Origin of the sequence: Planococcus chinensis, assembly GCF_020071995.1 — a bacterium.
Lineage (GTDB): Bacteria > Bacillota > Bacilli > Bacillales_A > Planococcaceae > Planococcus > Planococcus chinensis_A.
In genome coordinates, this window is sequence record NZ_JABWTK010000001.1 from 111,427 (window position 1) to 134,556 (window position 23,130).

24 protein-coding genes and 2 riboswitches are annotated in these 23,130 nt (G+C 48.8%); of the genes, 12 read left to right on the plus strand and 12 right to left on the minus strand.

Annotated features, from left to right (window positions below):
* Window positions 1-32 precede the first annotated feature (32 nt).
* Entirely contained in the window at window positions 33-1,103 is a 1,071-nt protein-coding gene (locus HU147_RS00535; protein WP_224074377.1) for a winged helix DNA-binding domain-containing protein, read from the minus strand.
* Between the two features lie 266 nt (window positions 1,104-1,369).
* Between HU147_RS00535 and HU147_RS00540 the strand changes: the two genes are divergently transcribed.
* The 3 genes from HU147_RS00540 to HU147_RS00550 all read left to right on the plus strand — a co-directional run bounded on the left by HU147_RS00540 (window position 1,370) and on the right by HU147_RS00550 (window position 4,964).
* The gene (locus HU147_RS00540) at window positions 1,370-2,203 is read left to right on the plus strand and encodes an amidase (RefSeq protein ID WP_224074378.1); all 834 of its coding nucleotides are present in this window, start codon (window positions 1,370-1,372) and stop codon (window positions 2,201-2,203) included.
* A gap of 366 nt (window positions 2,204-2,569) precedes the next feature.
* A complete protein-coding gene (gene proB, locus HU147_RS00545; protein ID WP_224074379.1) occupies window positions 2,570-3,703 on the plus strand; it encodes a glutamate 5-kinase in 1,134 nt (377 codons plus the stop codon).
* Window positions 3,696-4,964 (plus strand): glutamate-5-semialdehyde dehydrogenase, encoded by a 1,269-nt coding sequence (locus HU147_RS00550; RefSeq protein ID WP_224074380.1) that lies wholly within the window; start codon window positions 3,696-3,698, stop codon window positions 4,962-4,964. The genes proB and HU147_RS00550 overlap by 8 nt, the downstream gene beginning before the upstream one ends.
* Window positions 4,965-5,016: 52 nt before the next feature.
* On the opposite strand, the gene HU147_RS00555 is transcribed toward HU147_RS00550, so the two are convergent.
* From HU147_RS00555 to mtnW, 6 genes are all read right to left on the minus strand, one after another.
* Window positions 5,017-5,430: a DUF4395 domain-containing protein gene (locus HU147_RS00555; protein WP_224074381.1), complete on the minus strand. Its 414-nt coding sequence runs from the start codon at window positions 5,428-5,430 to the stop codon at window positions 5,017-5,019.
* 127 nt (window positions 5,431-5,557) lie between these two features.
* Window positions 5,558-5,728, minus strand: a complete 171-nt coding sequence (locus HU147_RS00560; protein WP_224074382.1) for a hypothetical protein — start codon at window positions 5,726-5,728, stop codon at window positions 5,558-5,560.
* Window positions 5,729-5,835: 107 nt separating this feature from the next.
* A complete protein-coding gene (locus HU147_RS00565) occupies window positions 5,836-6,372 on the minus strand; it encodes a 1,2-dihydroxy-3-keto-5-methylthiopentene dioxygenase (RefSeq protein WP_224074383.1) in 537 nt (178 codons plus the stop codon).
* A gap of 27 nt (window positions 6,373-6,399) precedes the next feature.
* Complete coding sequence (locus tag HU147_RS00570) at window positions 6,400-7,017, minus strand: methylthioribulose 1-phosphate dehydratase (protein WP_224074384.1); 618 nt, start codon at window positions 7,015-7,017, stop codon at window positions 6,400-6,402.
* Window positions 7,014-7,679, minus strand: a complete 666-nt coding sequence (locus tag HU147_RS00575; RefSeq protein WP_440137279.1) for a 2-hydroxy-3-keto-5-methylthiopentenyl-1-phosphate phosphatase — start codon at window positions 7,677-7,679, stop codon at window positions 7,014-7,016. Before HU147_RS00575 ends, HU147_RS00570 begins: the two co-directional genes overlap by 4 nt.
* Before the next feature lie 5 nt (window positions 7,680-7,684).
* The gene (gene mtnW / locus HU147_RS00580) at window positions 7,685-8,899 is read right to left on the minus strand and encodes a 2,3-diketo-5-methylthiopentyl-1-phosphate enolase (RefSeq protein WP_224074386.1); all 1,215 of its coding nucleotides are present in this window, start codon (window positions 8,897-8,899) and stop codon (window positions 7,685-7,687) included.
* A 73-nt stretch (window positions 8,900-8,972) separates the two neighbouring features.
* Window positions 8,973-9,081: riboswitch (SAM riboswitch) on the minus strand.
* A 167-nt stretch (window positions 9,082-9,248) separates the two neighbouring features.
* Window positions 9,249-9,403, plus strand: a riboswitch (SAM riboswitch).
* Window positions 9,404-9,480: 77 nt separating this feature from the next.
* Between mtnW and mtnK the strand changes: the two genes are divergently transcribed.
* The 5 genes from mtnK (at window position 9,481) to HU147_RS00605 (ending at window position 15,568) form a co-directional block, all read left to right on the plus strand.
* On the plus strand, window positions 9,481-10,668 hold the full coding sequence (mtnK, locus tag HU147_RS00585) for an S-methyl-5-thioribose kinase (protein WP_224074387.1): 1,188 nt from the start codon (window positions 9,481-9,483) through the stop codon (window positions 10,666-10,668).
* Entirely contained in the window at window positions 10,665-11,726 is a 1,062-nt protein-coding gene (gene mtnA, locus HU147_RS00590; protein ID WP_224074388.1) for an S-methyl-5-thioribose-1-phosphate isomerase, read from the plus strand. Before mtnK ends, mtnA begins: the two co-directional genes overlap by 4 nt.
* Window positions 11,723-12,802 carry a sugar ABC transporter substrate-binding protein gene (locus HU147_RS00595; RefSeq protein ID WP_224074389.1) on the plus strand — a complete coding sequence of 360 codons (1,080 nt, stop codon included), beginning with the start codon at window positions 11,723-11,725 and terminating at the stop codon, window positions 12,800-12,802. Before mtnA ends, HU147_RS00595 begins: the two co-directional genes overlap by 4 nt.
* A 272-nt stretch (window positions 12,803-13,074) precedes the next feature.
* Window positions 13,075-14,607 (plus strand): sugar ABC transporter ATP-binding protein, encoded by a 1,533-nt coding sequence (locus HU147_RS00600; protein ID WP_263427628.1) that lies wholly within the window; start codon window positions 13,075-13,077, stop codon window positions 14,605-14,607.
* Complete coding sequence (locus tag HU147_RS00605; protein ID WP_224074391.1) at window positions 14,531-15,568, plus strand: ABC transporter permease; 1,038 nt, start codon at window positions 14,531-14,533, stop codon at window positions 15,566-15,568. Before HU147_RS00600 ends, HU147_RS00605 begins: the two co-directional genes overlap by 77 nt.
* A gap of 40 nt (window positions 15,569-15,608) precedes the next feature.
* Here HU147_RS00605 and HU147_RS00610 read toward each other — a convergent pair whose 3' ends face one another.
* Window positions 15,609-16,145, minus strand: a complete 537-nt coding sequence (locus tag HU147_RS00610; RefSeq protein WP_224074392.1) for a dihydrofolate reductase family protein — start codon at window positions 16,143-16,145, stop codon at window positions 15,609-15,611.
* A 369-nt stretch (window positions 16,146-16,514) separates the two neighbouring features.
* On the opposite strand from HU147_RS00610, the gene HU147_RS00615 reads away from it, so the two are divergent.
* From HU147_RS00615 to HU147_RS00630, 4 genes are all read left to right on the plus strand, one after another.
* On the plus strand, window positions 16,515-16,907 hold the full coding sequence (locus HU147_RS00615; protein ID WP_224074393.1) for a cbb3-type cytochrome c oxidase subunit I: 393 nt from the start codon (window positions 16,515-16,517) through the stop codon (window positions 16,905-16,907).
* Between the two features lie 136 nt (window positions 16,908-17,043).
* Window positions 17,044-18,051, plus strand: coding sequence for an EAL domain-containing protein (locus tag HU147_RS00620; protein ID WP_224074394.1), 1,008 nt, complete (start codon window positions 17,044-17,046; stop codon window positions 18,049-18,051).
* A 135-nt stretch (window positions 18,052-18,186) separates the two neighbouring features.
* Complete coding sequence (locus HU147_RS00625; RefSeq protein WP_224074395.1) at window positions 18,187-18,513, plus strand: potassium channel family protein; 327 nt, start codon at window positions 18,187-18,189, stop codon at window positions 18,511-18,513.
* Window positions 18,514-18,531: 18 nt separating this feature from the next.
* Window positions 18,532-19,125 (plus strand): flavin reductase family protein, encoded by a 594-nt coding sequence (locus HU147_RS00630; protein ID WP_224074396.1) that lies wholly within the window; start codon window positions 18,532-18,534, stop codon window positions 19,123-19,125.
* A 45-nt stretch (window positions 19,126-19,170) separates the two neighbouring features.
* Here the strand turns inward: HU147_RS00630 and HU147_RS00635 are convergent, their stop codons facing one another.
* The 4 genes from HU147_RS00635 to HU147_RS00650 all read right to left on the minus strand — a co-directional run bounded on the left by HU147_RS00635 (window position 19,171) and on the right by HU147_RS00650 (window position 22,954).
* The gene (locus HU147_RS00635; protein ID WP_224074397.1) at window positions 19,171-20,178 is read right to left on the minus strand and encodes a FecCD family ABC transporter permease; all 1,008 of its coding nucleotides are present in this window, start codon (window positions 20,176-20,178) and stop codon (window positions 19,171-19,173) included.
* On the minus strand, window positions 20,175-21,173 hold the full coding sequence (locus HU147_RS00640; protein WP_224074398.1) for a FecCD family ABC transporter permease: 999 nt from the start codon (window positions 21,171-21,173) through the stop codon (window positions 20,175-20,177). Before HU147_RS00640 ends, HU147_RS00635 begins: the two co-directional genes overlap by 4 nt.
* 62 nt (window positions 21,174-21,235) lie before the next feature.
* On the minus strand, window positions 21,236-22,159 hold the full coding sequence (locus HU147_RS00645; RefSeq protein ID WP_220629639.1) for an iron-hydroxamate ABC transporter substrate-binding protein: 924 nt from the start codon (window positions 22,157-22,159) through the stop codon (window positions 21,236-21,238).
* A gap of 3 nt (window positions 22,160-22,162) precedes the next feature.
* On the minus strand, window positions 22,163-22,954 hold the full coding sequence (locus HU147_RS00650) for an ABC transporter ATP-binding protein (RefSeq protein WP_036811144.1): 792 nt from the start codon (window positions 22,952-22,954) through the stop codon (window positions 22,163-22,165).
* Between the last annotated feature and the right edge of the window lie 176 nt (window positions 22,955-23,130).

Genomic DNA, 23,130 nt, shown 5'->3' on the forward strand with positions numbered 1-23,130 from the left:
CTGAGTATTGGACTCAGCCGCTTTTTCCTATTTTACAGAGTGACCGGCATTCCAAGGAAAGCACCAAAATCTTCGGCTTCTTTTTGCGAGGCAGCCGGCAAACGATATTGGGGCGAAAACAGATCAAATTCAAGAGCAACGCTTTTTGAGGAGATTTTTCTTTTCCAAGTACCGGTCACTTGGCTGTCTTCAACGATAACTGGAAAGAAAACGCCGTTTTTGCCAGGGACGACCTTACCGGAATATTCTAAAGGCAGCACGGCGCTTCGGTTCGTATAACCGAGCAAATATTCATCAAAAGCAGGAAGCAGGTGAAAGGACGGATGGACGGCATCCGAAAAAGAAACTTCTTCAGAAAACCAGTACTCGTTGCCCTCTACTTCTTCCGAGATCAGAAAAGGCTTTGCCAACTCCAAGGCAAGGCGAACATCTTTCATTGGCAAACCGCACCACCAGGCAAAGTCCCGCAACGTAGCGGGGCCATGGCTTATGAAATACCGCTTGGCCAGTTTCAGAAGGGCTTCTTCCCGCATCAGTTCTTTTGCCTGCGGGGCCCATTCTGCCAGCAGCACATAGGTTTGCTGTTTGGCTTCAATAGGGCCAAGGCAGATCAAGCCTTTTTGGGACCAGTGCCAGAGAGTATGATAACCGCGCTGGCCATCCACCCGGATGCCCGAATTCTCCAAGAGATTCATCATATCGGCGCGGGATAGCCGCTTGCCTCCGGTTAAAGCTCGCTGGAAAATTTTCGCGGACTGCTGCAAGACGGCATCATCCAGCTCCAGTTGTTTCAGGCGTCCCTTGCTTGAAGCCAGCATGCGCGGAGAGGTTAAACTCAGCAGCCATTTGCTGTCTTCCGGCGCGATAAAATGGAGCGTACCCCGCATCGGCCAGGTGCGGATAATTTTCCCTTCGGCAATGGCCTGTTCCACATGTGCCTGAGTAGCGGATTCCATCCGTTTTCCGATTGCCCATAAAGCCTGCGGATAATTTTGAGCTTGCATGGCGCCCATCCATTGAACGACTTGTTCCGGCTCTTTGAGTTTTTGCCCTTCAATGCGCTGAGCAGCCAGCCGTTTTTGTGCGATTTCCGAGTGATCCATCTATCATTCCCCCGCTTTCCTAAAGTAGACATTGGACTTTGCATGGAAAAATTTCAGATTTCTCTTTTGTTGGCTCTATTATAACGGGGATATGTATAAGAAAAATAGGCAATACATAATTTTAATGGTAGTAAAAAGAGTGTATAGGTATCAATATAAGGAAAAAATATAGAATAAAGTATATGCTTGTTTCGTTTTCTGTTAGATGAGTTCAAAATAGAAGTCATGTATTGATGAAGGGATGTTTGATTGGAGCTGTTTTGCTAATGATGATGGTATTTTCAAATGGTTTGTCTGGAGAAGCGGCAACTGAAGTTAGGGCGACATGGTTATGGAATTCGTGGGATCTTATCAGTGATGAAGCCGGCACCTTGGCTTTTTTGGAAAGCAAAAACGTCAATAAAGTTTATGTCCAGATTGACCGGGATATTCCGGCAAATGTCTATCGCGGATTTGTAGAAAAGGCTTCTGCAAAAGGCATGGATGTGTATGCATTGGACGGGGCACCGGGGTGGGTAGCCAAAAAAGGATATACAAGCCAGGATCAATTGATGGCGTGGCTAAAGAGTTATCAAGCCGCTTCAAGCAATTTGCAGGAGTTTGCGGGCATCCATTTAGACGTTGAACCATATTTATACAGAGGCTGGTCCACGAACCAGAAAGCGACGATTCTCGCTTACCAGAATTTGCTGATAAAAGCGAAAGCCAGTGCGAGCAGTTTGGCGCTTCCATTGGAGGCGGATATGCCATTCTGGTTTGATGAAGTTTCTTATAACAATACATTAGGCCGGGGGCTGCTCGCGGAGTGGGTAATTGCAAATACCAGCAGCGTCACCATTATGGCTTACCGGGATACGGCGCCTTTCATTATCGATCTGGTGAAAAACGAAGTGGACTTTGCAGCAAAATACGGCAAGTCGACAGTAATCGGTGTTGAAACAGCGCCAACCGATGAAGGCGATGCAATTTCGTTTTTTGAAGAAGGCGAAGCCTATATGAACAGTCAATTGGCTGAAGTTCAAGCCCATTATGCTGGCACACCAGGATATGGCGGCATTGCGGTCCACTATATAGACAGCTGGAAGACAATGGCGCCTTGATTTAATAAACGGAAATGAAAACAGGTGGGGAGATCTAATCTCTTCATCTGTTTTTTTATGCGTTTTCCTTGCAGGGTCTTTATACAGTTTTATGCATAAAGTGCGAACTTGCTGAACAATGCTTCCTTCTTTCTGTTTCTTGCGGACTGAGTATTTAATGGGTATTAAGTTCTCTTTTTCTCCTTGGTAATAAAGTAACTAAAAAATATTTTTAAAATTTCCTTTCGGACCTCGTTTTTTTGTTCTTTTAAATTATCTTTTAATAAATGCCGGAATGGGTTGATTAAAAATTCTAAATGTTGCATAATAATTCTATTCATCTTTCGTAAAACAGCTTTTGTGATTAAAAACAGGTGGTGACGGTAAGTGAAGAAAAAGAGGATTGTCGTTAAAATCGGAAGCAGTTCTTTGACGAACGTAAACGGTGGATTGTGCCTGGAAAAACTGCAGGAGCATGTGGAAGCGCTCGCGCGTTTAAAAGAAGCGGGGCATGAAGTAATCCTGGTTTCTTCCGGAGCAGTAGCAGCAGGTTTCACAGACCTCGGCTACGCCGTGCGCCCGGTGAGCATCGTCGGCAAACAGGCGGCGGCATCAGTCGGGCAAGGGCAGCTGCTGCAGGCATACTCAGAGGAATTCAAGAAGCACGGAGTGGTGTCGGCGCAATTGCTGCTGACCCGCCAAAACTTGCTGGCTAAAGATTTGTACCAGAATGCCGAAGCCACGTTAAGCGAATTATTGAAGCGCAATGTGCTGCCGATCATCAATGAAAATGATTCTGTTTCTGTAGAAGGGCTGACATTCGGCGACAACGACATGCTGTCGGCATTGGTCAGCGGCCTTGTCCAAGCGCAACTGCTGGTGATTTTAACAGACATCAATGGCATCTACCGGGAAAACCCCCGCAACAATCCAAATGCCGAAAGGTACGATTTTCTTTCTGAAATTCCGAATGAACTGGTCGAAGCGACTTCAAGTGAAGGCTCGGAACTTGGCACGGGCGGCATGAAGTCGAAAGTGGAAGCGGCACAGACTGCGCTGGCGCTGGGTGCGCAAGTATTTATCGGAACTGGTGCCGGAAGCGAAAAACTTCTAAAAATTTTGGAAGGCAATGGAGATGGCACATACATTGGCGACGATCCGCAGGCCACTGTGAAAAACTCCAAGCAATGGCTTGCCCTGCATTCCATCCCGCTTGGAAAGATCAAAGTGGATAACGGCGCCGCACTCGCGATTTCAGAGCAAGGAAGAAGTTTGCTCCCGGTCGGCGTAATTGATATTGCCGGCAATTTCACTGCAAATGATGTGGTGGAAGTCGTTGATCCGGCCGGGCAAATTGTCGGTCGCGGACAAGTGAATTATTCATCGGAGGAATTATTGGAAATCAAGGGCCTTTGCAGCCAGGAAGCGAATGTCATTACGAAGACGGGCAAACGCCAAGTCGTCATCCACCGCAACCAGTGGTTCAGCCATACAGGAAAGGGGACAATAACGCATGAGTGAACTTCTTCAAGTAGGCGAAGCAAACGACTTGCTTCAAAAAGCACAACTTGCCAAAACGGCGGCAGCCATCATGGCAAAAACAACGACGGCTGAAAAAAACGAGGCGTTGCAGTTGATTTCCACCCAGTTGTTGGAAGAGCAGGCGTTCATTTTAGGTGAAAATGAAAAAGATGTCGCTGCAGGTAGAGCAGGCGGCATGAGCGAGTCGCTGATTGACCGCCTGAAGCTGGACGCAGGCCGTTTGAGTGACATGGCGGAAGCGTTGATTCAGTTAACCGAACTGGCCGATCCGGTCGGTGAAGTGCTCGAACAATGGGAGCGCCCGAATGGCCTTTCCATGACGAAAATCCGAGTGCCGCTTGGTGTCATCGGCATGATTTATGAGGCACGTCCCAATGTGACGGTAGATGCTTCCAGCCTGTGCCTGAAAACCGGCAATGCGGTAGTGCTTCGCGGCAGTTCAACAGCTATCCATTCCAATAAAGCCCTTGTCCAGGTGATTCACCATGCGCTCCAAAAAAGTGCATTGCCGGAAGAAGCGGTGCAGCTGATTGAAGATACGAGAAGAGAGACGGCGGCCCAAATGTTCAAGCTGAACTCGCATCTTGATGTGCTGATTCCGCGAGGCGGCGCCAAACTGATCCAGACGGTTGTGCAGAACGCCAGCGTGCCGGTCCTTGAAACAGGGGCCGGAAACTGCCATGTCTATATCGATGAAACGGCCGATGCGGACATGGCGGTCTCAATCGCCTTAAATGCGAAAACTCAGCGTCCATCTGTCTGCAATTCCTGTGAATCAATTCTTGTTCATCAAGAATGGGCAAAGGATCACTTAGGCAAACTGGTCGAAGCGCTGCAGCAGCACAATGTGCAGATCCACGGCGATGAGGCGGTCCAGCAATACGGCGAAGTGATTCCGGCAGGCGATGAAGATTGGGGCACTGAATACCTGGGGCTTGAAGTTGCCATCAAAGTGGTGGATTCTGTTGGCGAAGCGATTGCGCACATCAATATGTACGGCACGAAACATTCGGAAGCGATTGTTTCGGAAACGCTTGAGAGCGTCGACCAATTCTTCATGGAAGTGGATGCCGCGGCAGTTTACCATAACGCATCGACCCGATTCACGGACGGCTTTGAATTCGGATTCGGGGCGGAAATTGGCATCAGTACACAAAAACTCCACGCACGCGGGCCTATGGGCTTGCCGGCGTTAACTTCTACCAAATACTTGATTCGAGGAAACGGACAAGTAAAATAACAGGCAAAAGGCCGGAGCGCAATCAGCGCTCCGGCCTTTTTTCTATAGTTTGTTAACTGACTGCTTTCGTTCTCTTATGTTTCCACATCATATAGCGGTAGCGGATCGTACAGCCGATGCAATAGCCCATCAGCGCGACTCCGGCCGCTGTGACGACCATCAAGCTGAAAGCGTACGCGATTGCCGTGTAGCCAAACGCGAAAGCCAGCAGTGACAGCCCCAGGCAGACCGTGGCGATCCATTGGTTGAACAGCTGTTGGTCGCGGTCTTCCTGTATATAGGTATTCGCCGGTTTTTTCAAGAATCTCCGGGCGAACAGGATGATCGGGTTCTTGCCTGTAGCAAGTGTCCAGACGCCTACTGCAAAGGGCAGGAGCAGAATCGCTTTATGGAAAATCAGCGCCAGAATGACGCTAATAACGATGAATGATTGATTGGTTTGGACAAGCGGTTTTGGAATCGTCATAGGGAAGCCTCCTTGAATTATTTATAAGTATACAGAGTAGATTAGTAAGAATAAAGAAGGAGAACTCGAAATCAGGTATTAGTTAAATAAAACAGGCTCCGTTCCATCACAGAAACGGAGCCTGCCTTTATTCTTTTTCATTTGACGAATCTGACTTGAATGAAGCACCAAGCGACAAGGCCAGTGCAATGCCGATAAGGAAAAAAGCGACGTTTTCCTGGACAATGCCCAGTACGAAGAATGGCATACCGATCGCTATGCCCGTTCCAAAATTCGGTTCGAACGTTTTCTTTGCCATCATCAACTCATCCTTTCTGCTATGTACTTAATTTACGGTCAGTAAAAGGAAAAGTTTCACATAAAAAGAAACACCGGCACGAGAGCGCCGGTGTTTCTTTTTGCGATTTAGTTTTGAACGGCTTCTTCTTCCTGGTAGACCGGAACCCATCCTTCAGTCGTCACGAAGATGCGGACTGCAACCACTTTGCGGTCGTCTGCCAACGTGAAGTAATGCGTGATGTTTTCAGGAACAGAAATGAGGTCGCCAGGGGACAAGTGGACTTCAAAAAAGCGCTCGTCTTTTCCTTGGATGATGAAAACGCCGTGGCCGCTGACGATATAGCGCACTTCGTCGTCTGTATGGATGTGCTTGCGCTGGAAGTTTTTCAGCAGTTCATCGAGTTTCGGGTTGGAGTCGGAAAGCGAGATGATGTCTGCTGCCTGGTAGCCGCGGCGTGAAGAGATATCGTCGATCTCCGCTTTGAAAGCAGCCAAAATTTCCTCTTTTTCTTCATCGCTGAGGTCGAATTTCTCGCGCAGGTGCTCCGGCAATTTGTTGATGTCCCAGTGTTCATAGATGACTTCCTGCTGCTCCAGGAATGCTGCCACTTCGTTTTGTGCTTCGATTGTTTCGTTTGTGCCTTGAATTTTGATGATTGCCATTATGAATCTTCCTCTCTGATTTGGGTTTTATTGTGATTGTATTTGATATAAAGCCAGCTGATACTGGAACAGAAATTCACTGGCTTCCAGCAGCTTCTTGGCTTCAAAAGCGTTTTTGCCCCATACGGTTATGCCGTGGTTCCGGATCAGCACCGCGCCGCTGTCGCCGTAGATGTGTTTCTCGAACTCTGCCGCTAGGTCAGGGATATGGGCGTGGTTCGAAATAATCGGGATGGTCAGCACTGCATCTTCATCCCATAAACCAAATGCTTTGATCAATTCGAGGCCTTGAAACTCGATTTGTCCACGGTCTCCGTAGATTTCCGAAATGACATTATTCGCCACAGTATGGATATGAAGGCTGCAGCCCGCGGCCGTTTTTGAGTAGATTTCGCAGTGCAGAAGGGTTTCCGCAGACGGCTTTAAATGGGTCTCTTCGATGGCCTGTCCCCCGGCATCCACCAGCAGAAAATCTTCTGCTGTGCGTTTGCGCTTGTCTTTGCCGCTGGCGGTCACCAGAAATTCGGTTGGCGAGTCCTGTACTTTAATGGCCAGGTTGCCGCTCGTTCCCATAAACCAGTCACGGAGCGCCAATTCGTCTTTGACGTCTGCGAGTTCCTGCCACCGTTCCTGAAGGGCCGTCATAGTTTCACACCCAGCCGGGCATCAATGATGGAAGTGACATCCCGGAAGTTTTCAAATGGTTCATACGGCAAACCGAGTTCTTCGCATTTCTCGATCAGAAAATCGCGGGCAATGACAAGGTCTGCCCGTTTCGCCGCTTCAAGATCGGTAATGGAATCACCGATGACAATGCTTTTGGAACTGCCTTGAAGCAGCTCCCGGATGATGGACGGCTTGCAGCAGCCACAGCCTTGGCTCGTGCAGTCGCCGTCGCAGCCGTGCGGGAAATGGATTTGAATCGTTTCACCGGAAAAATCCGCTTCGTTGCAATAGATGCCGGCAAAAGGGCCGAATGGCTCAAGCAGCGGATGGACAAAAAAGTCGATGCCACCGCTGACGATGTAAAGCGGGATGTCTTGTTTCTTGGCATAGGCTACAAATTCGGCAAAGCCGTCGCGGATTTCCGCCTGGTCAAGCACAAAGTGGATAATGTCATCTTTTTTCGAAGACGGCAGCAGCGAGAACATGTTTGCCACGCCTTCTTTTATGGACACACGCTGGGCCAGGATATCGTCTTTGATTGTTTCCCAGCCGGGTGGATTAAATTTTTTCATGATGGCGATGATGTTGTCGTTGTTGGTGACGGTGCCATCAAAGTCACAGAATATTACTGGTTTGCTCAACATGCTTACCCCCATATTTCCAATGCTGTTTTTAGTTCTTCATGCTGTTCGGAAGCGTCAGTGAGTGTTGTTTTGCTCAAAACCGCATCGACTGCCTGGCGGAAAGCCCGTCCGCCGCCCGCTGCACCGTCCGGATGGCCGTGCACACCGCCGCCGGCATTGATGATGCTGTCGATGCCGAAATCGTTGATCAACAGCGGCACCAGACCGGGGTGGATGCCCGCGGAAGGGACCGGGAAACTGCGCTTCAAAGGACTTTCTTTTATCAATTCCTCGCCTAAAGCAAGTGCCTGCGCTTTTTCGAGTGCAACACTGCCGTATGGTGAGGGAAACAGCGAGAAGTCGGCGCCTGCGTAACGGACCAGTTTGCCAAGGGCAAGAGGAGTCGCCAGGCCATAGAAGCTGGATGAAGTGAATGCGCCGCTGAATGCCGGATGCGCCATGAGCGGCAGCCCGATATCCGGATCTTCGGCCAGTTCCTGCAGTACATCAAGCCCGTAAGCATGGACATTGAACAGCAACGCATCCGCTCCCAATTCGCGCGCTTTTTTCGCTTTGTCCCGCAGACCGGAAGTGCGTCCCGACAAGTTCACCGCGTAAAGCGTCCGGTGTCCGGATTCTTCAAAGACTTGCTGCAAGACGTTCTTCCCGGTCGTGATCCGCTGTTCAAAAGGCGTCAGCGGATTGTCGAAAAGGATTTCATCGTCTTTTACCAAATCCACACCGCCAAGCGCCTGCTGCCGCAGCTGCGCAGCCAGAAAATCAAGATCGCGCCCGATAACGCCCTTGAAAATGCTCATGACAAGCGGTCGGCCGGTTACCCCGAGCAATTCTCGGATGCCGTTAATGCCGTACCGCGGCCCAGGGAAGTGAGAGAGAAGCTCTTCGTCAAACTCCAGATCGAGCAGCTTTACTTCACCATCGAGCGATAACTTGCCGAATACAGTAGTTAAAATCGCCGGCAAATCCGCTGAGAAATTGGCGCTTGGATAGGAAATCTTCGCCACTGCTTTGATTTCATCCGGCTTTAGCGGATGCGGTGAATCTTCGAATTCCGCTACGGAAACGACATTTCCTTTATGCTTCTCCAATTGCTGTTGTTCCAGCAAAGGCAAGTCGGTCCATGAACCGATCGTCAAGCCAAGGGCAATTCCTTCCGCTTTTTTCCCGAACGACCCGGGTTTGCCGTACAGCTGATATGTCGCTATTAAATTGCTCACTGCATTCACACTCCTGTTAAAAATCAAAATAAAAAACCTCTTCAAACAAGAAGAGGTTAATAGGCTTAACAACTTCTTATTTCCCAGCCGCATCGAATGGCTGCAAGAATTAGCACCGTGTCCACATTGGACCGGTTGCCGGGCTTCATAGGGCTCGTCCCTCCACCTGCTCTGAATAAGAATGGTATTCAATTGGTTTAGTTAAAGAAATTAATTCTGATTATTTCATGCCGGAAACTTTCTGTCAATGAATATTTGAAAAATTTTATGTAATAAAAAAAGTAATTGACACTCAATTCTGAACCGTGATAGGATTCTTTTCAAACAGCATAAAGTTACTTAAACAGTACTCTTATCAAGAGCAGGCAGAGGGATATTGGCCCTATGACGCCCAGCAACCGACCGTAATACCTTCGTGAGAAGGGGCGCTTTTGCGCCGGAATGCAGATTCCGCAAGGCACGGTGCTAATTCCATCAGAAACTAGCATTTCTGAAAGATAAGAGGCGCGGAATCTGTCGTTCTAAGCCTCTTTCTTTGCGGAAAGAGGCTTTTTATATTGAACCGGAGAGGTAGATGAATCATGACAATCGCAACCAAACAATACGAAGCATTAACCGAAGAAACAGCCATCGCACTGGCCCGCAGCTTATATCCATTCCCTGAAGGCGCGGAACTGGTGTGCCGCGAAATCGGCGATGGCAATTTGAATTATGTATTCCAGATCAAAGATCCGAAAAGCGGAAAGGGACTGATCATCAAACAGGCGTTGCCCTATGCGAAAGTGGTGGGGGAAAGCTGGCCGCTGACCTTGAAGCGTGCAGCCATTGAAGCGAACGCTCTTCAAAAGCACGGCGAATTCGCACCGGGCCTTGTTCCGGCTGTCTATGCAACCGATGAGGAACTGGCGATTACGGTGATGGAAGATTTGTCGCATTTGACGATAGCACGCGAAGGATTGATCCAAGGGGAAGCCTACCCGAAACTTTCCGAAGACATCGGCGAATATTTGGCGCGTACGCTGTTCCATACATCCGATTTTGCGCTTCACCCGTTTGAGAAAAAACGTTTGGTGGCTGAGTATTCGAACCCTGAACTGTGCAAAATCACAGAAGACCTGATTTTCACCGATCCGTTCTTCAACAACGACACCAACGACTACGAACCGGAACTGCAGAGTGCGGTAGAAGCGATTTGGAACAACGCTCCGCTGAAACTGGAAGCGGCGAAGCTGAAGTTCAGCTTTTTGACGGAAGCGGAAGCGCTGTTGCACGGCGATCTTCATACCGGAAGCATTTTTGCGAGTGAGTCGGAAACCAAAGTCATCGACCCGGAATTCGCGTTTTACGGACCGATCGGCTTTGATGTCGGTTTGTTTCTGGCAAATTTGATTGTCCAGTCGATTACGCGAAGCGGCGAAGAACGGCAAATCGTTTTAAGCCATATTGAAAATACATGGGACGTTTTCTCTGCCCGATTCACGCAGCTGTGGGAGCAGGAAGGCATTGAAGCATTCAAAGAAACGGAAGGCTATAAAGAATTTATACTGGAAAAGATTTTCCGCGATGCGCTTGGCTTTGCCGGCTGTGAATTGATTCGCCGCACAATTGGTCTCGCGCATGTGAAAGACCTGGACGGCATTGAAAATGCGGAGCAGCGCATCCGTTTGAAAAAGCAAACTTTGCAAATCGGAGAAGCTTTGATTCTAAAGCGTGCCGAAGTAAAGTCAATCGGCGCGGTAGCTGGACTGCTTGAGGAGTTGCAGCCATGAGTATTCCGTTATCTATTGTCTGGACAGACGGGCAGCTGGTTATCTTAGACCAACAGAAACTGCCGCATGAAATCGATTATTTGACGCTTGAAACCATAGAAGATGTATATGAAGCGATTTTTACACTGAAAGTGCGTGGTGCGCCGGCCATCGGCATTGCCGCTGCCTACGGGCTGGCGCTTGCCGCCCAGCGCCATAGCACGGAAACGGTAGAAGCTTTTTTGAAGGCTGTGCAAAGAGATGCAGAATATCTGGGCCAGTCGCGGCCGACAGCGGTAAATTTGGTCTGGGCGCTTGAGCGGCTGCTTGAAACCGTTCAGAAAGCCGAAACGGTCGAAGCCGGAAAAGCGCTTCTCATCGAAGAAGCCGAGCTCATCCATCAGGAAGACGAAGCATCTTGCCGCCAAATCGGCGAATACGCCTTGTCGCTGTTGGAAGGGCGGGAGCGCGTCATGACCATCTGCAATGCCGGTTCGATTGCCACGGCCAAATACGGGACTGCGCTGGCGCCGTTTCACTTGGGAAGTGAACGCGGCCGAAAGTTTGAAGTGTATGCCTGCGAAACCCGGCCGGTTTTCCAAGGTGCACGGCTGACCGTCTGGGAACTTCAGCAGTCGGGAGTAGATGTCACTCTCATCACCGACAGCATGGCCGCCCATACCATCGGTGCAAAAGACATTGAAGCCATTATCGTCGGGGCAGACCGCATCGCGGCAAACGGCGACACGGCCAATAAAATCGGCACCCTTAATCTCGCGATTCTGGCGGATGCCTACGGGATTCCATTTTATGTGGCAGCCCCCGCATCGACGTTTGACCTTGCGACCCGAAGCGGGGAAGAAATTCCGATTGAAGAACGGAAAGCGGAAGAAATCACCCATATCGGCAATCAGCCGGTGGCGCCTCTTGGCACAAAAGTCTTCAATCCGGCATTTGACGTAACGCCGGCGCACTTGATTTCCGCCATCATCACAGAAAAAGGGATCATCCAAGGCGATTTTCAGCGAAACATTCCCGAAGTTCTTAATTTATATGCAGGAAAAGGAGAAAGAACATGAAAAAACAGTCGCTCTTATTGTTAACGATTTTATTGATCATCAGTGCAGTTCTGGCAGCCTGCCAGCCAAAAGGCGAAGGGAGCGCGGAAAAGCCGGTGGACGGCACGAAAGCGGAAGCTTCGGACAATCCGTTGTCCGGCAAGAAAGTGGCGCTCATCATACAGCAGAACCTTGGCACCTTTTCCGCTCAGTATATTGAAGGGGTAGAAGAGCAAGTCGGGAAATTCGGCGGCGAAGTGACCGTTTTTACCTCGGACGGCGACCTGGCAAAAATGGCATCTAACCTGGATGCTGCAATCAACCAAGGCTTTGACGGCATTCTGATTGACCACGGTACAAAAGAGGCGTTGAACCAGGGCGTTGAAAAAGCGGTCGAAAAAGGCATTCCGGTTGTCGCATTTGACGCAGGAGTAGACGTAGAAGGCGTTGTTTCTTTGGAGCAAGGCGACCAAAAGATGGCCGAACTGACTTTGGAAAAATTAGCTGAAGACCATAACGGCCAAGCGAATATCGTAAAAATCTGGGTGGCCGGCTTCGCGCCGATGGAACGCCGCCAAATCGCTTACGAGGAATTTTTGAAAACCAATACAGGCATCAAAGAAGTAACGGCTTTTGGTGCGGCTACACAAAATACCGCACTTGATACACAAGCGCAGATGGAAGCGGTATTGAAGCAATATCCGAACGAAGGCGAAGTTACGGCGGTCTGGGCTGCATGGGATGAATTTGCAAAAGGCGCCGTACGCGCGATTGAACAGTCCGGACGCACAGACATCAACGTGTACAGCATCGACATGAGCGATGAAGATTTGCAGATGATCCAAAAAGACGGCAGCCCATGGGTTGCCTCAGCAGCGGTGGATCCGGTTGATATCGGACGCATTCAGGTGCGTTACCTGTACCAGCAGATCAACGGCGAAAAACCGGAAGAAAAAGTGGTATTGGAGCCGATTTTCGTAGATGCGGAAAAACTGCCGGAAGAAGCGATCACGACCGCTGAGTTGAGTGAGTATATCGAGGGCTGGGGCGCAAGCGAACAAGGGTATACGGATGCGCTTCGCGAGTTGGAAAAGTAAAAAGAAAAGCGGAGGCGATCGGGCAAAACCTGACAGGCATAAGACAGACCGGCGAAGTGGCGTACTTTGCCACATAGCTGGGATGGCTTATGACCCGAAGGTTTGATCGCCGGAGTCTGGACAACAAAGAAAAGCGGAGGCACCTGGTCAACTACGATAGCTGTATGGAAAGGCGCAGGTGCTAAATAGAAAACCAAGCGGAGCTGTCCTGTACAACGGGGCGGCTCCTTTCCAAGAAAGGGGCAAAGCCGGTGGGAAATTCATTGCTGAAGATGACAGGCATCCGGAAATCCTTTGGCAAAGTGACTGCGCTGGAGCATGCCGAGTTCGGCCTTGAGCAAGGGGAAGTGCATGCGCTCCTGGGCGTCAACGGTGCCGGAAAAAGCACATTGATCAAAATCCTGTCAGGCGTTTATGAACAGGACGCGGGAGAAATTGAATTGGACGGCAAAAACATCCAGCTGCCATCGCCAAAAGCGGCAAAACAGCAGGGCATCTACTGTGTATACCAGGAAGTGGATACGGCGATTGTCCCCGAATTATCGGTAGCTGAAAACATCCTCCTCGACACCTTTACAAAAGGCGGTTTGTTTGTTTCCAGAACAAAGCTGTATGCACAGGCACAAGCGGCACTAGCCGAATTGCAGTCTGAAGACATCAACGTCAAACAAAAAGCGGCCCATCTGACCTTGGCCGAGAAGCAGTTGGTGCTCATTGCCCGGGCTCTCGTCCATTCTGCAAAAATTATCATTTTTGATGAGCCGACCGCTCCCTTGTCGCTGCGCGAAGCGGACAAGCTGTTTGCAGTCATCCGTAAACTGAAAAGCCAGGGAGTCGGCTGTATTTTTATTTCCCACCGGCTGCCGGAAGTATTTGAAATCAGCGACCGCATCACGGTGATGGCAGAAGGGAAATGGGTCCATACTTTTGATACGGAGCAGGCAGGACAAGGAGAAATTGTGGAAGCGATGCTCGGTAAAACGCTCAGCGAGGAACTCGTTCACCGGCGTCATGAGATCGGCGATCCGTTGCTGACTGTGGAAAACATATCCGACGGGCAAAAAGTCAACGATGTGTCACTTACAGTAGCGTCTAGTGAAATTGTCGGCGTCGTTGGACTAGTCGGAGCAGGAAAGACGGAATTGGCAAAAGCCTTGTTCGGCGAAACGCCGTTAACATCGGGTACGGTCGAGCTGTCAGGAAATCGGTTGGAATTCAAGCACCCAGGAGATGCCATCAAAGCGGGAATCGCACTGGTGCCGGAAGAGCGGCGGAAAGAAGGGCTGTTTGTCCACGAATCCCTTCAGGCAAATGCATCGTTTCCGAATTTGAAGAAATTCTCACCCGGACTGTTCATGAATAAAAAGTCGGAAAAGGGCTTTGCAGAGGAAATCATTCGCCGGCTGCAAATCAAAACAGACAGCACCGATACACCGCTGGTTCATTTAAGCGGCGGCAACCAGCAGAAAGTGGCAATCGGCAAATGGATTTCACTCGATTCGGCCGTCTATCTCTTTGACGAGCCGACAAAAGGCGTCGACATCGGCGCCAAAGTGGATATTTTCAAGCTCATTCGGAGCCTGGCGGAAAGCGGCAAAGGCTGCCTTTATTTCTCCAGTGAAATCCATGAAGCCGTCGGAATATCGGACAGGATATTGGTTATGTACAACGGTCAGATCGTGAAGGAGTTTTCACGGCAAGAAGCGACCCAGGAAAGGATTTTGTTATATGCAAGCGGTGGAAAAGAAGAGCCTGCCGAAGACCGGCAGCTCAGCAAAAGAGAGAGCCATTCAGTTTCTGTTTAAATACGGGGCGATTGCCTTGCTGGCCTTTATCATTTTATATTTCAGCACCATCAGCGATGCCTTTTTCACATACGGCAACTTTACGGATATCCTTCGTTCGATTTCCATTGTGACGCTGTTGGCGCTGGGAGTGACGTTTACGCTTGTCGTGGACGGTTTTGATTTGTCGGTCGGCTCAACGATGTCATTGTCGACGGTAGTGACGGCTTCTTTGATGGTTTGGTATGAAATGCCGTTGTGGCTGGTGCTGCTGTTGCCGCTTCTTGTCGGTGTCTTGGTCGGAGTAGTCAACAGTTTCCTGATTGTCGTGGTCGGCATTCCGGATTTGCTTGCGACTTTGAGCATGATGTACATCGTAGCCGGTCTGCACCGGACGTATACGGAAGGCTACTCCATCTACAACAATATGCCGCTGACATCCGGTGGCACTGCACCGGGCCAATTATCGGATGCGTTCCTGTGGATCGGCCAAGGACAGATGCTCGGCTTGCCGGTTCCAGTCTGGATCATGCTGGTTTTGGTGCTCGCTTCTTACGTCGTGCTGAACCACACACGTTGGGGCCGGATCCTCTACATGACCGGCGGCAACGCCGAAGCGGCGACATTGTCCGGTGTGAACGTCAAAAAGGTGAAATTTACAGCTTATGTCGTGTCGGGTGTATTTGCTTCCATGGCTGGGATCCTGTTTACTGCACGCGTCGGCTCCGGCCAGATTGATGCCGGGGCTCCGTTATTGATGGAAGCGGTAGCGGCCGTTTTCGTCGGCTATTCGGTGCTCGGCGCCGGCAAACCGAACGCACTGGGCACCTTTTTCGGGGCAGCCGTCATTGGCATCCTGCTGAATGGGCTGACCATCCTCAACCTTCCTTATTACGCGTTTGACATCATCAAAGGCGGCGTCTTGGTAGCGGCTTTGGCTGTTACTTATATTTACGCTAAGAATAAATTCGCGAAAACTTGATTTCCAGCAATAGAAAAGACTCCCCATAAGGGAGCCTTTTTTATTTTTCCGGTGCATAGCTTGAAATGACCACTCCGGTTTCTGTCACCCAATTGTTGATCAGCATGAATTTTTTCGAATCCATTCCTTGCTGGAAAAGGCATTTCCCTTCGCCCAGCACCAAGGGAAACGTCAGTAAATGCAATTCATCGACTAAATCATGTTCCAGCAGTTTCTCAACCAAAGTGCCGCTTCCATAGACCAATAACTTCTGATTGGCTTTCTTCAGCTCGGCGATTTCTTTTCCGGCATTTTCTTTTATGAAGGTCGCATTCCATTCGGCTTTTGTTAACGTCGTGGTGGTGACGTATTTCGGCATGGAATTGATCTGGTCGGCAAACCCTTCTTCGTTGTCCCGTTCCGGCCATCGTGCGGCAAATTCTTCGTAGGTGATGCGTCCGAGCAGCAGGGCATCACTCGCAGACAGCAAGTCCAATTCAAATTTAGCAATTTCATCGTTCCAATAAGGGGCGGTCCAGGAAGGCATCTCCATGATTCCGTCCAGCGTCACATACATCGATACGACAATTTTCCCCATACGAACAGCTCCTTTTTATTAGCTCTAAAGAAACAATGGACAATAATGTATAAATTCTCTATCAGCAAAAGAAATCCTTTATTTTGAAAGATGCTATTGGACAGTCAATACAAACAGAGTATAATTAAAATGAAATAGATAATTGAATTTTCAGATAAATATACATACATAAAAGAAAAGCATCTTGTCCGACTATTAGGCAGTAATTTAAAAAAGAAGTCACTGTTCTGAAAAGTTTAAGGTGAATTCGCTGAAAGGAGGTTAGACTTTTTCTTATTCAACCAGCTAATACTGAACTGCGGCAGGGCTTCAGGAAGAAGCTTAGATTTCGTAGAAGTTTTAGTGAATTTGGAAGGAGTCTGGAGTAAGATGGGCACGGCTTTCATTAAGATAGCGGCTGTCTATTTGTTGATCGGCATCAGCTTAGGGATTTATATGGGTATTATAGAAAATTTTGAATACACTCCTATCCATGCCCATGTAAATTTGCTTGGTTGGGCCACGATGGGTATATTTGGATTGGTCTATAGTGCTTTTCCTAGAGCTGGAAACAGTAAGTTAGGGAAAACTCATTTTTGGCTCCATAACATTGGGACACTACTTGTAATACTTGGAATGGTCCTATTTGTGAATGAAGAAGAAGGGATTGCTTTTCCATTGGCATTTGTCGGAGCATTTACTGTAGTAGGAGCCACCATCGTATTCATCGTGAATTTGTTCTCAAATGTTAAAGCGGTGGAAACTTCCGACAGACACAGATAACAGGATGAGACTAGATGAGAAAGGCTTTTTATTTCCTGGGAAATAAAAAGCCTTTCTCATTTTTAGAATTAATTTCCTTTTCTATCTTTTGCTGTTCAAGTAAACTCTAGTTAACAGGAAAAGGGAGGCCATCTGCATGAAATGCAATAATTGCTCTGTTTTGGAGCTGGAATTTGAGATTAAAGTAAAGGGCAATACCAACATAGAAACTTTGCCGCAAATCGTTGAATATATGGAACGGCGTGGCATTACCGTTAAAGCGAAAGAGCAGGGGCTTGTTGTTCCGGAATCCGGCGCAAAAGAGTTCATGGATTTCTGCCATCATTTTATGGAGACGGAACAAGTGCTGTTCCGGATCAACCGCGAACGGTGGAAGCCATTTGCCGACATTGAAACGGTGATGGACATGCAATGGATTGATGAAGTAATTCGAAAAGAACTCATCCGATGCCATTACCAGCCGATTGTCGATGCCCATGGGAAAATTTATGCGTATGAAATGCTGGCACGTTTTCAAAACGAAGACGGCTCGGTGATTTATCCGGGGGAGATTTTTCCTGCAGCTAAAAGCCGTGGGCGCCTGTATGCCCTGGACCGGGTTTGCCGGATGACGGCTGTCAAATATGCTGTGGCCTTAAAAGAAGCGAAAGCGTTTATCAATTTCATCCCGACGTCGATTTATTCGCCGGAATTTTGCCTGCGTTCAACAACCCATCTGGCCAATCAACTGGGCGTGAATCCGGAACAGCTTGTCTTTGAAGTGGTAGAAACCGAAAAAGTGGAAGATTTGGATCATTTGAAAACGATTTTGGCTTATTATAAGGAAAAAGGCTTTGAGTACGCGCTTGACGATGTCGGAGAAGGCTATAGCACCATTGAGATGCTGGCTGATTTAAAGCCGAATTATATGAAGCTGGACATGCAATACGTACAAGGCATTGCATGTGATTCAGCCAAGCAGAAAATAGCGCTCCAGTTTCTTCGGAAAGCGCTCGAAGTTGGATCTGTGCCTTTGGCTGAAGGAATTGAAGAACGGGCGGATTTCGACTGGCTGAAGCAGCAGGGCTATCAGCTTTTCCAAGGATATTATTTCGGAAAGCCTTCTCCAACACCGATGGAAGTGGATCTGGCTCTTGCACTGTAAGGGCTATTGGCATATAAAAGAGAAGTGCGCTTGCCCAGCAGCGCTTCTTTTTTTGCTTGAAAAACATATTCTTCTTGAAAACATTTATAATGAAAGACAGAGTACGCCAAGATTAGAGCCAGAGAGGATACATCTATGATTTCATTTATATTGACTTTGCGGCGCATGCTGAAAGCGATGATTCAATTGATCAAAGACAAGGAATTTCAGGTGCTTTTGGTCATCACGCTTGCAATTCTGGTGTCGGGAACGATTTTTTACTCAACCGTTGAAAAGTTTTCGATTATTGATGCGCTGTACTTCAGTGCAGCGACCTTAACGACGGTCGGGTCTGCTAATTTAGAACCTGCCACTGATTTCGGCAAAGTCTTCACTGTCATTTACATGATTTCCGGAATTGGTGTCATGCTGACGATGATTCTTAAATTATCGCGGCAAATCACTTCCAAAGGGAAAAACTAACTTTCAGGAGGAGTTTCCATGATTTCAATCGATCCAACCCAACAGACAGAACGCGAAAATTACAAATTGCTGGTCGGCAGCGTCATTCCGCGTCCGATTGCATTTGTAACCAGCATGTCCGCAGACGGCCTTGTGAATGCGGCGCCATTCAGCTACTTCAATATTGTGTCATCCGATCCGCCGCTTTTATCGGTTTCTGTCCAAAGCAGGGCAGGCGTGCTGAAAGACACCGCGCGGAACGCCATTGAAGCGGGGGAATTCGTCATACATGTAGTGGATGAATCGAATGTTGCTGAAGTCAATAAAACTGCGGCTTCGCTTTCGCCGGAAGAAAGTGAAATCGATTTGACCGGACTGACGCTTATTCCGAGCGAAATAGTGAAAGTTCCGTCGGTCGAACAGGCGAAAGTTCGTTTTGAATGCCAGCTGGAGCAGGCAGTGGAACTCGGCGGCACTCGGCTTTTAATCGGCAAAGTGGTTCGTTTCCATATTGATGAATCGATTTATGAAAACGGCCGCATCAATCCCGAAACCTTAAAACCGGTCAGCCGCCTGGCAGGCACCAATTATGCCAAGCTTGGCGAAATTTTTTCCATGAAACGGCCGGATTAAACAAAAAACAGCCATTGAGAACTTTCGGGTTCTCAATGGCTGTTGTTATTTTCTTAACAGCAAATACATGAAATAAGGCGCACCGATCAAAGCGGCCATGATGCCGGCCGGGACTCCGCTTGGCTCAAGCAAATTCCGCCCGACGGTATCTGCGAGCAGCAGCAGCCAGCCGCCGATCAAAATGGCCAGCGGCAGAAACAGCTGATTGCGCGGGCCGACAAGCGTCTTCGCGATATGCGGAGCCATCAAGCCGATAAACGCAATGCCGCCGGTCACGGATACCGCAGAAGCGGCAAGCGCGACCGCTGTCAGCAACAGGACAATGCGCTCTTTTTCCAGCGAGACCCCGATGCCGACAGCCACCGGTTCGCTGAGATTCAGGATGTTCAGCCGGTTTGCTTTGTACAAAGTGAACGGCAGCAGGATGATGAGCCAAGGCAGCAATGCCCAAATGAACGGCCAGTCCGTGCCCCAAATATTGCCCGCCAGCCAATTGGCGATAAAATCGACTTTTTCGCGTTCCGCAGAGGAAATCAGGATAATCATGACGCCGGACAGCGCCGTCGAAAAGCCGATGCCGACCAATACAAGCCGGACCGGCTGAAGGCCGGCATTTTTATTGTAGGAACAAACGTATATTAACAGCGCGGTCACCAAAGCACCTGCAAAAGCGACAAGCGGCAATAAATAAACGAAAGAACCGGCTTCAATCGGCATGAACAGGAAAAACACCGCAATGGCGACGCCGGCACCGGAATTGATGCCGATAATCCCCGGGTCTGCCAGGTCATTGCGCGTCACGCCCTGAAGGATGGCTCCCGACAAGGCAAGAGCCATTCCGGCAAGCAGAGTAATGAGAATGCGAGGCAGCCGGATAGAGAACAAGATAAAATCTTCTTTAAATGTGCCGTTGCCCAAAATAGCAGGAAGCAGGCGGTCATATGAAAGGGGGGAATAGCCCATCCCCATGCTGAGGATTCCGGTTGCTGCGATCAAAGCAAGAAGAATGCCGAAATAAAGGCGTTGTTTTTTCAGTAAAGTTGGATGGATCATGCGAATGCACGCCCTCCTTTCCGGACAATCAGCAAGAAGAACGGCAAGCCGAATAACGCCACAATGGCTGCGACCGGCGTTTCAAACGGCGCATTGATAATCCGTCCGAGCAAGTCTGCGAACAGCATGAAAATAGCGCCGGCAACTGCAGACATCGGAATGATGAAGCGGTAGTCGGTGCCGACAATGGCCCGCACGATATGCGGAATCATCAAGCCGATAAAGGCCAGGTTTCCGGCAAGTGCTACTGCAGCACCCGCAAGAATCGTAATGGCCACAAACAGAACGCCTTTAATGTAAGTGGTCCGCTGGCCAAGCCCGACAGCTGTTTCTTCGCTCAAGCTCAGGATGGTCAGCTGACGTGATAAAAAGAGCGCAATCAAAAGGCCGAGAACGATGAACGGAATCACGATCTGCAGCTGGCCCCAGGACGTGCCGATTAGGCCGCCGGCTGTCCACATCGAGACATCTTTGGAAATTTTGAAGTACAGGCCGATGCCTTCTGCCAAAGCGGAAAGAAACGCCGAAACGGCGGCTCCGGCCAATACGATGCGAAAAGGCGAGAACCCGCCCCGCTGCGAGGCGCCAAGCCCGAAAACGATGCCGGCGCCGATTGCCGCACCGATAAAGCAGGCGATGGTGATCCAGAAGTAATTGGCTCCCGGAATAAACGCGAGCGTCACAGCGAGTGCTGCGTTGGCGCCGGATGTTAAACCAAGAAGGGAAGGGTCGGCCAATGGATTGCGTGTCATCCCTTGCATCATCGCGCCCGAAACGGCAAGTGCCGCTCCAACCAAAACAGCGGCAGCTTCCCGAGGCAGGCGAATTTCCCGGATAACGTTGATGTCGTCACTTGTTGCACTTGAAAACAAGGCCAGCCAAACATCTTTCAACGAGATATCAGCGGCTCCGAAAACAATCGCTGTAACAAATATTAAAACAAACACTGCAAAGCTTATAAGTAATTTCGTCAAAAATGGCATTTTGCCGTACATCGATCATCATCTTTTCTGTAAGAGAATAAAAGAGGGATTCTGGTAAAAGAATCCCTCTTTGCTTATTGTTTGCCTAAAAATTTCTCGATAAAGAATTCGAGCTGATATTCTAATGTGAGGGGGTCGTTAAAGTAAAATTCTTTGGCATTGGCTTCAAACACTTGGCCGTTCTTCACTGCTGGAGTGTTTTTATACAAATCGGTTTCCTGGAATGAATTGTCCTGTTCGCTGTCTTTGCTGAAGATGACATAGTCGCCCATGTACTCAGGCAGCACTTCTTGAGACAAGGCATAGTATCCATCTTTCAATGCCATTTCTTTTACTTTTTCTGGCATCTTCAATTTCATTTCCTGGTAAAGGATTTCGGTTCCGCGTCCCCAATTGTCGCCAAAGACGTAAAGCTGCTTGTCGAAGTTTTCAATGACGGATACGGTTGCGTCTTCGCCGATTTCAGCACGGATGTCATCGCCGGCTTGTTGAGCGCGTTTTTGGAAGTCAGTGATCCAGTCTTGAGCTTCTTTTTCTTTGTTCAGCAGTTTCCCGATTTCCAGGTGCTGTGTCAGATAATCCACTTTACCATAAGTGAACGTCACGGTTGGTGCAATTTCCTTTAATTTGTCGATATTTTTGATGGTAGAAAGACCGACGATCAAATCCGGTTCCAATTCGATGATTTTCTCCAAATTGTCTTCTGTCACTTCTTCTACATTTGCTAAATCTTTGTCAAAACGAGGGTTGTTTTTTGACCAGGCATCTACGCCCACTAACGGTACATCAAGCGCCATAACATCCCCTGCATAAGTAGACAGGACGATGACGCGCTGCGGATCAGCAGGGACTTCTACCGGGCCGTTCTCGGATTCGTATGTAATCGTTTCAGCCTTGCCTTCTGTGCTTTTAGCTTCTGCTTCGTTCGATTTTTCATTGCTGCAAGCTGCAAGCAGCAGGATGGCTAATAAAAGAAAAGGTAACAAGTATTTTTTCATGGGTCATACTCCTTTGATTAAGTTATAAGTGATGCACATCGGTTTTTGCGTGCGCGGATCGAGCCCGATTTCGGCGTCAATCCGGAAAACTTTCTTCAATACAGGCTGCGTAATGACTTCTTCGCACGTACCGGCTTTCACGACCTGGCCGTCTTTCATGGCAATGATGTGGTCGGCAAAGCGGGCGGCCTGGTTCAAGTCATGGAGCACCATGATAATGGTGCGCCCTTGTTCGCGGTTGAGCTTCTCCAGCAATTCCAGGATTTCCAGCTGATGGGCCATGTCCAGGTAAGTGGTCGGCTCATCCAGGAAAATCATTTCCGTGTCCTGTGCCAAAGCCATGGCAATCCAGACACGCTGGCGTTGGCCGCCGGACAGTGCATCCACCGGGTGGTACTTGAAAAACTGTGTGCCGGTAACATCCAGCGCCCAGTTGATCATATCGTAATCTTTTTTGGACAGGCGGCCGAAGCCTTTCTGATAAGGAAACCTTCCATAAGAGACGAGTTCTCCGACAGTCAAACCGTTGGCGCTTTCCGGCGTCTGCGGCAGAATCGCCATTTTTTTGGCGAGCGCTTTGGTGCTTTCTTTCGCAATATTGCCGCCATCGAGTACAACCGAACCGGACTGCTGAGAAATGATGCGGGTAATCGCTTTTAGCAGAGTCGACTTGCCGCAGCCGTTCGATCCGATAATGGTAGTGATTTTTTTATCCGGGATTTCAACGCTCAAATCTTTGACGATCAGCCGCTCCCCGTAGCCGACATTCAATTCCTCTGTTAAAAGACGGACCATCCTGCAAAACCTCTCCTTTAACTTCTTTGGGATGAAATAAACCAAAAGAAGCAAATTTCCTATGTATAAAAACTTCCTTTAAGCGTTCAAAACAAATTAATAATATATCCATTGATAATGATTATCAATTTCAGTACAATCAATACTATAAGTCGTAATTTTTTCAGTGTCAACTG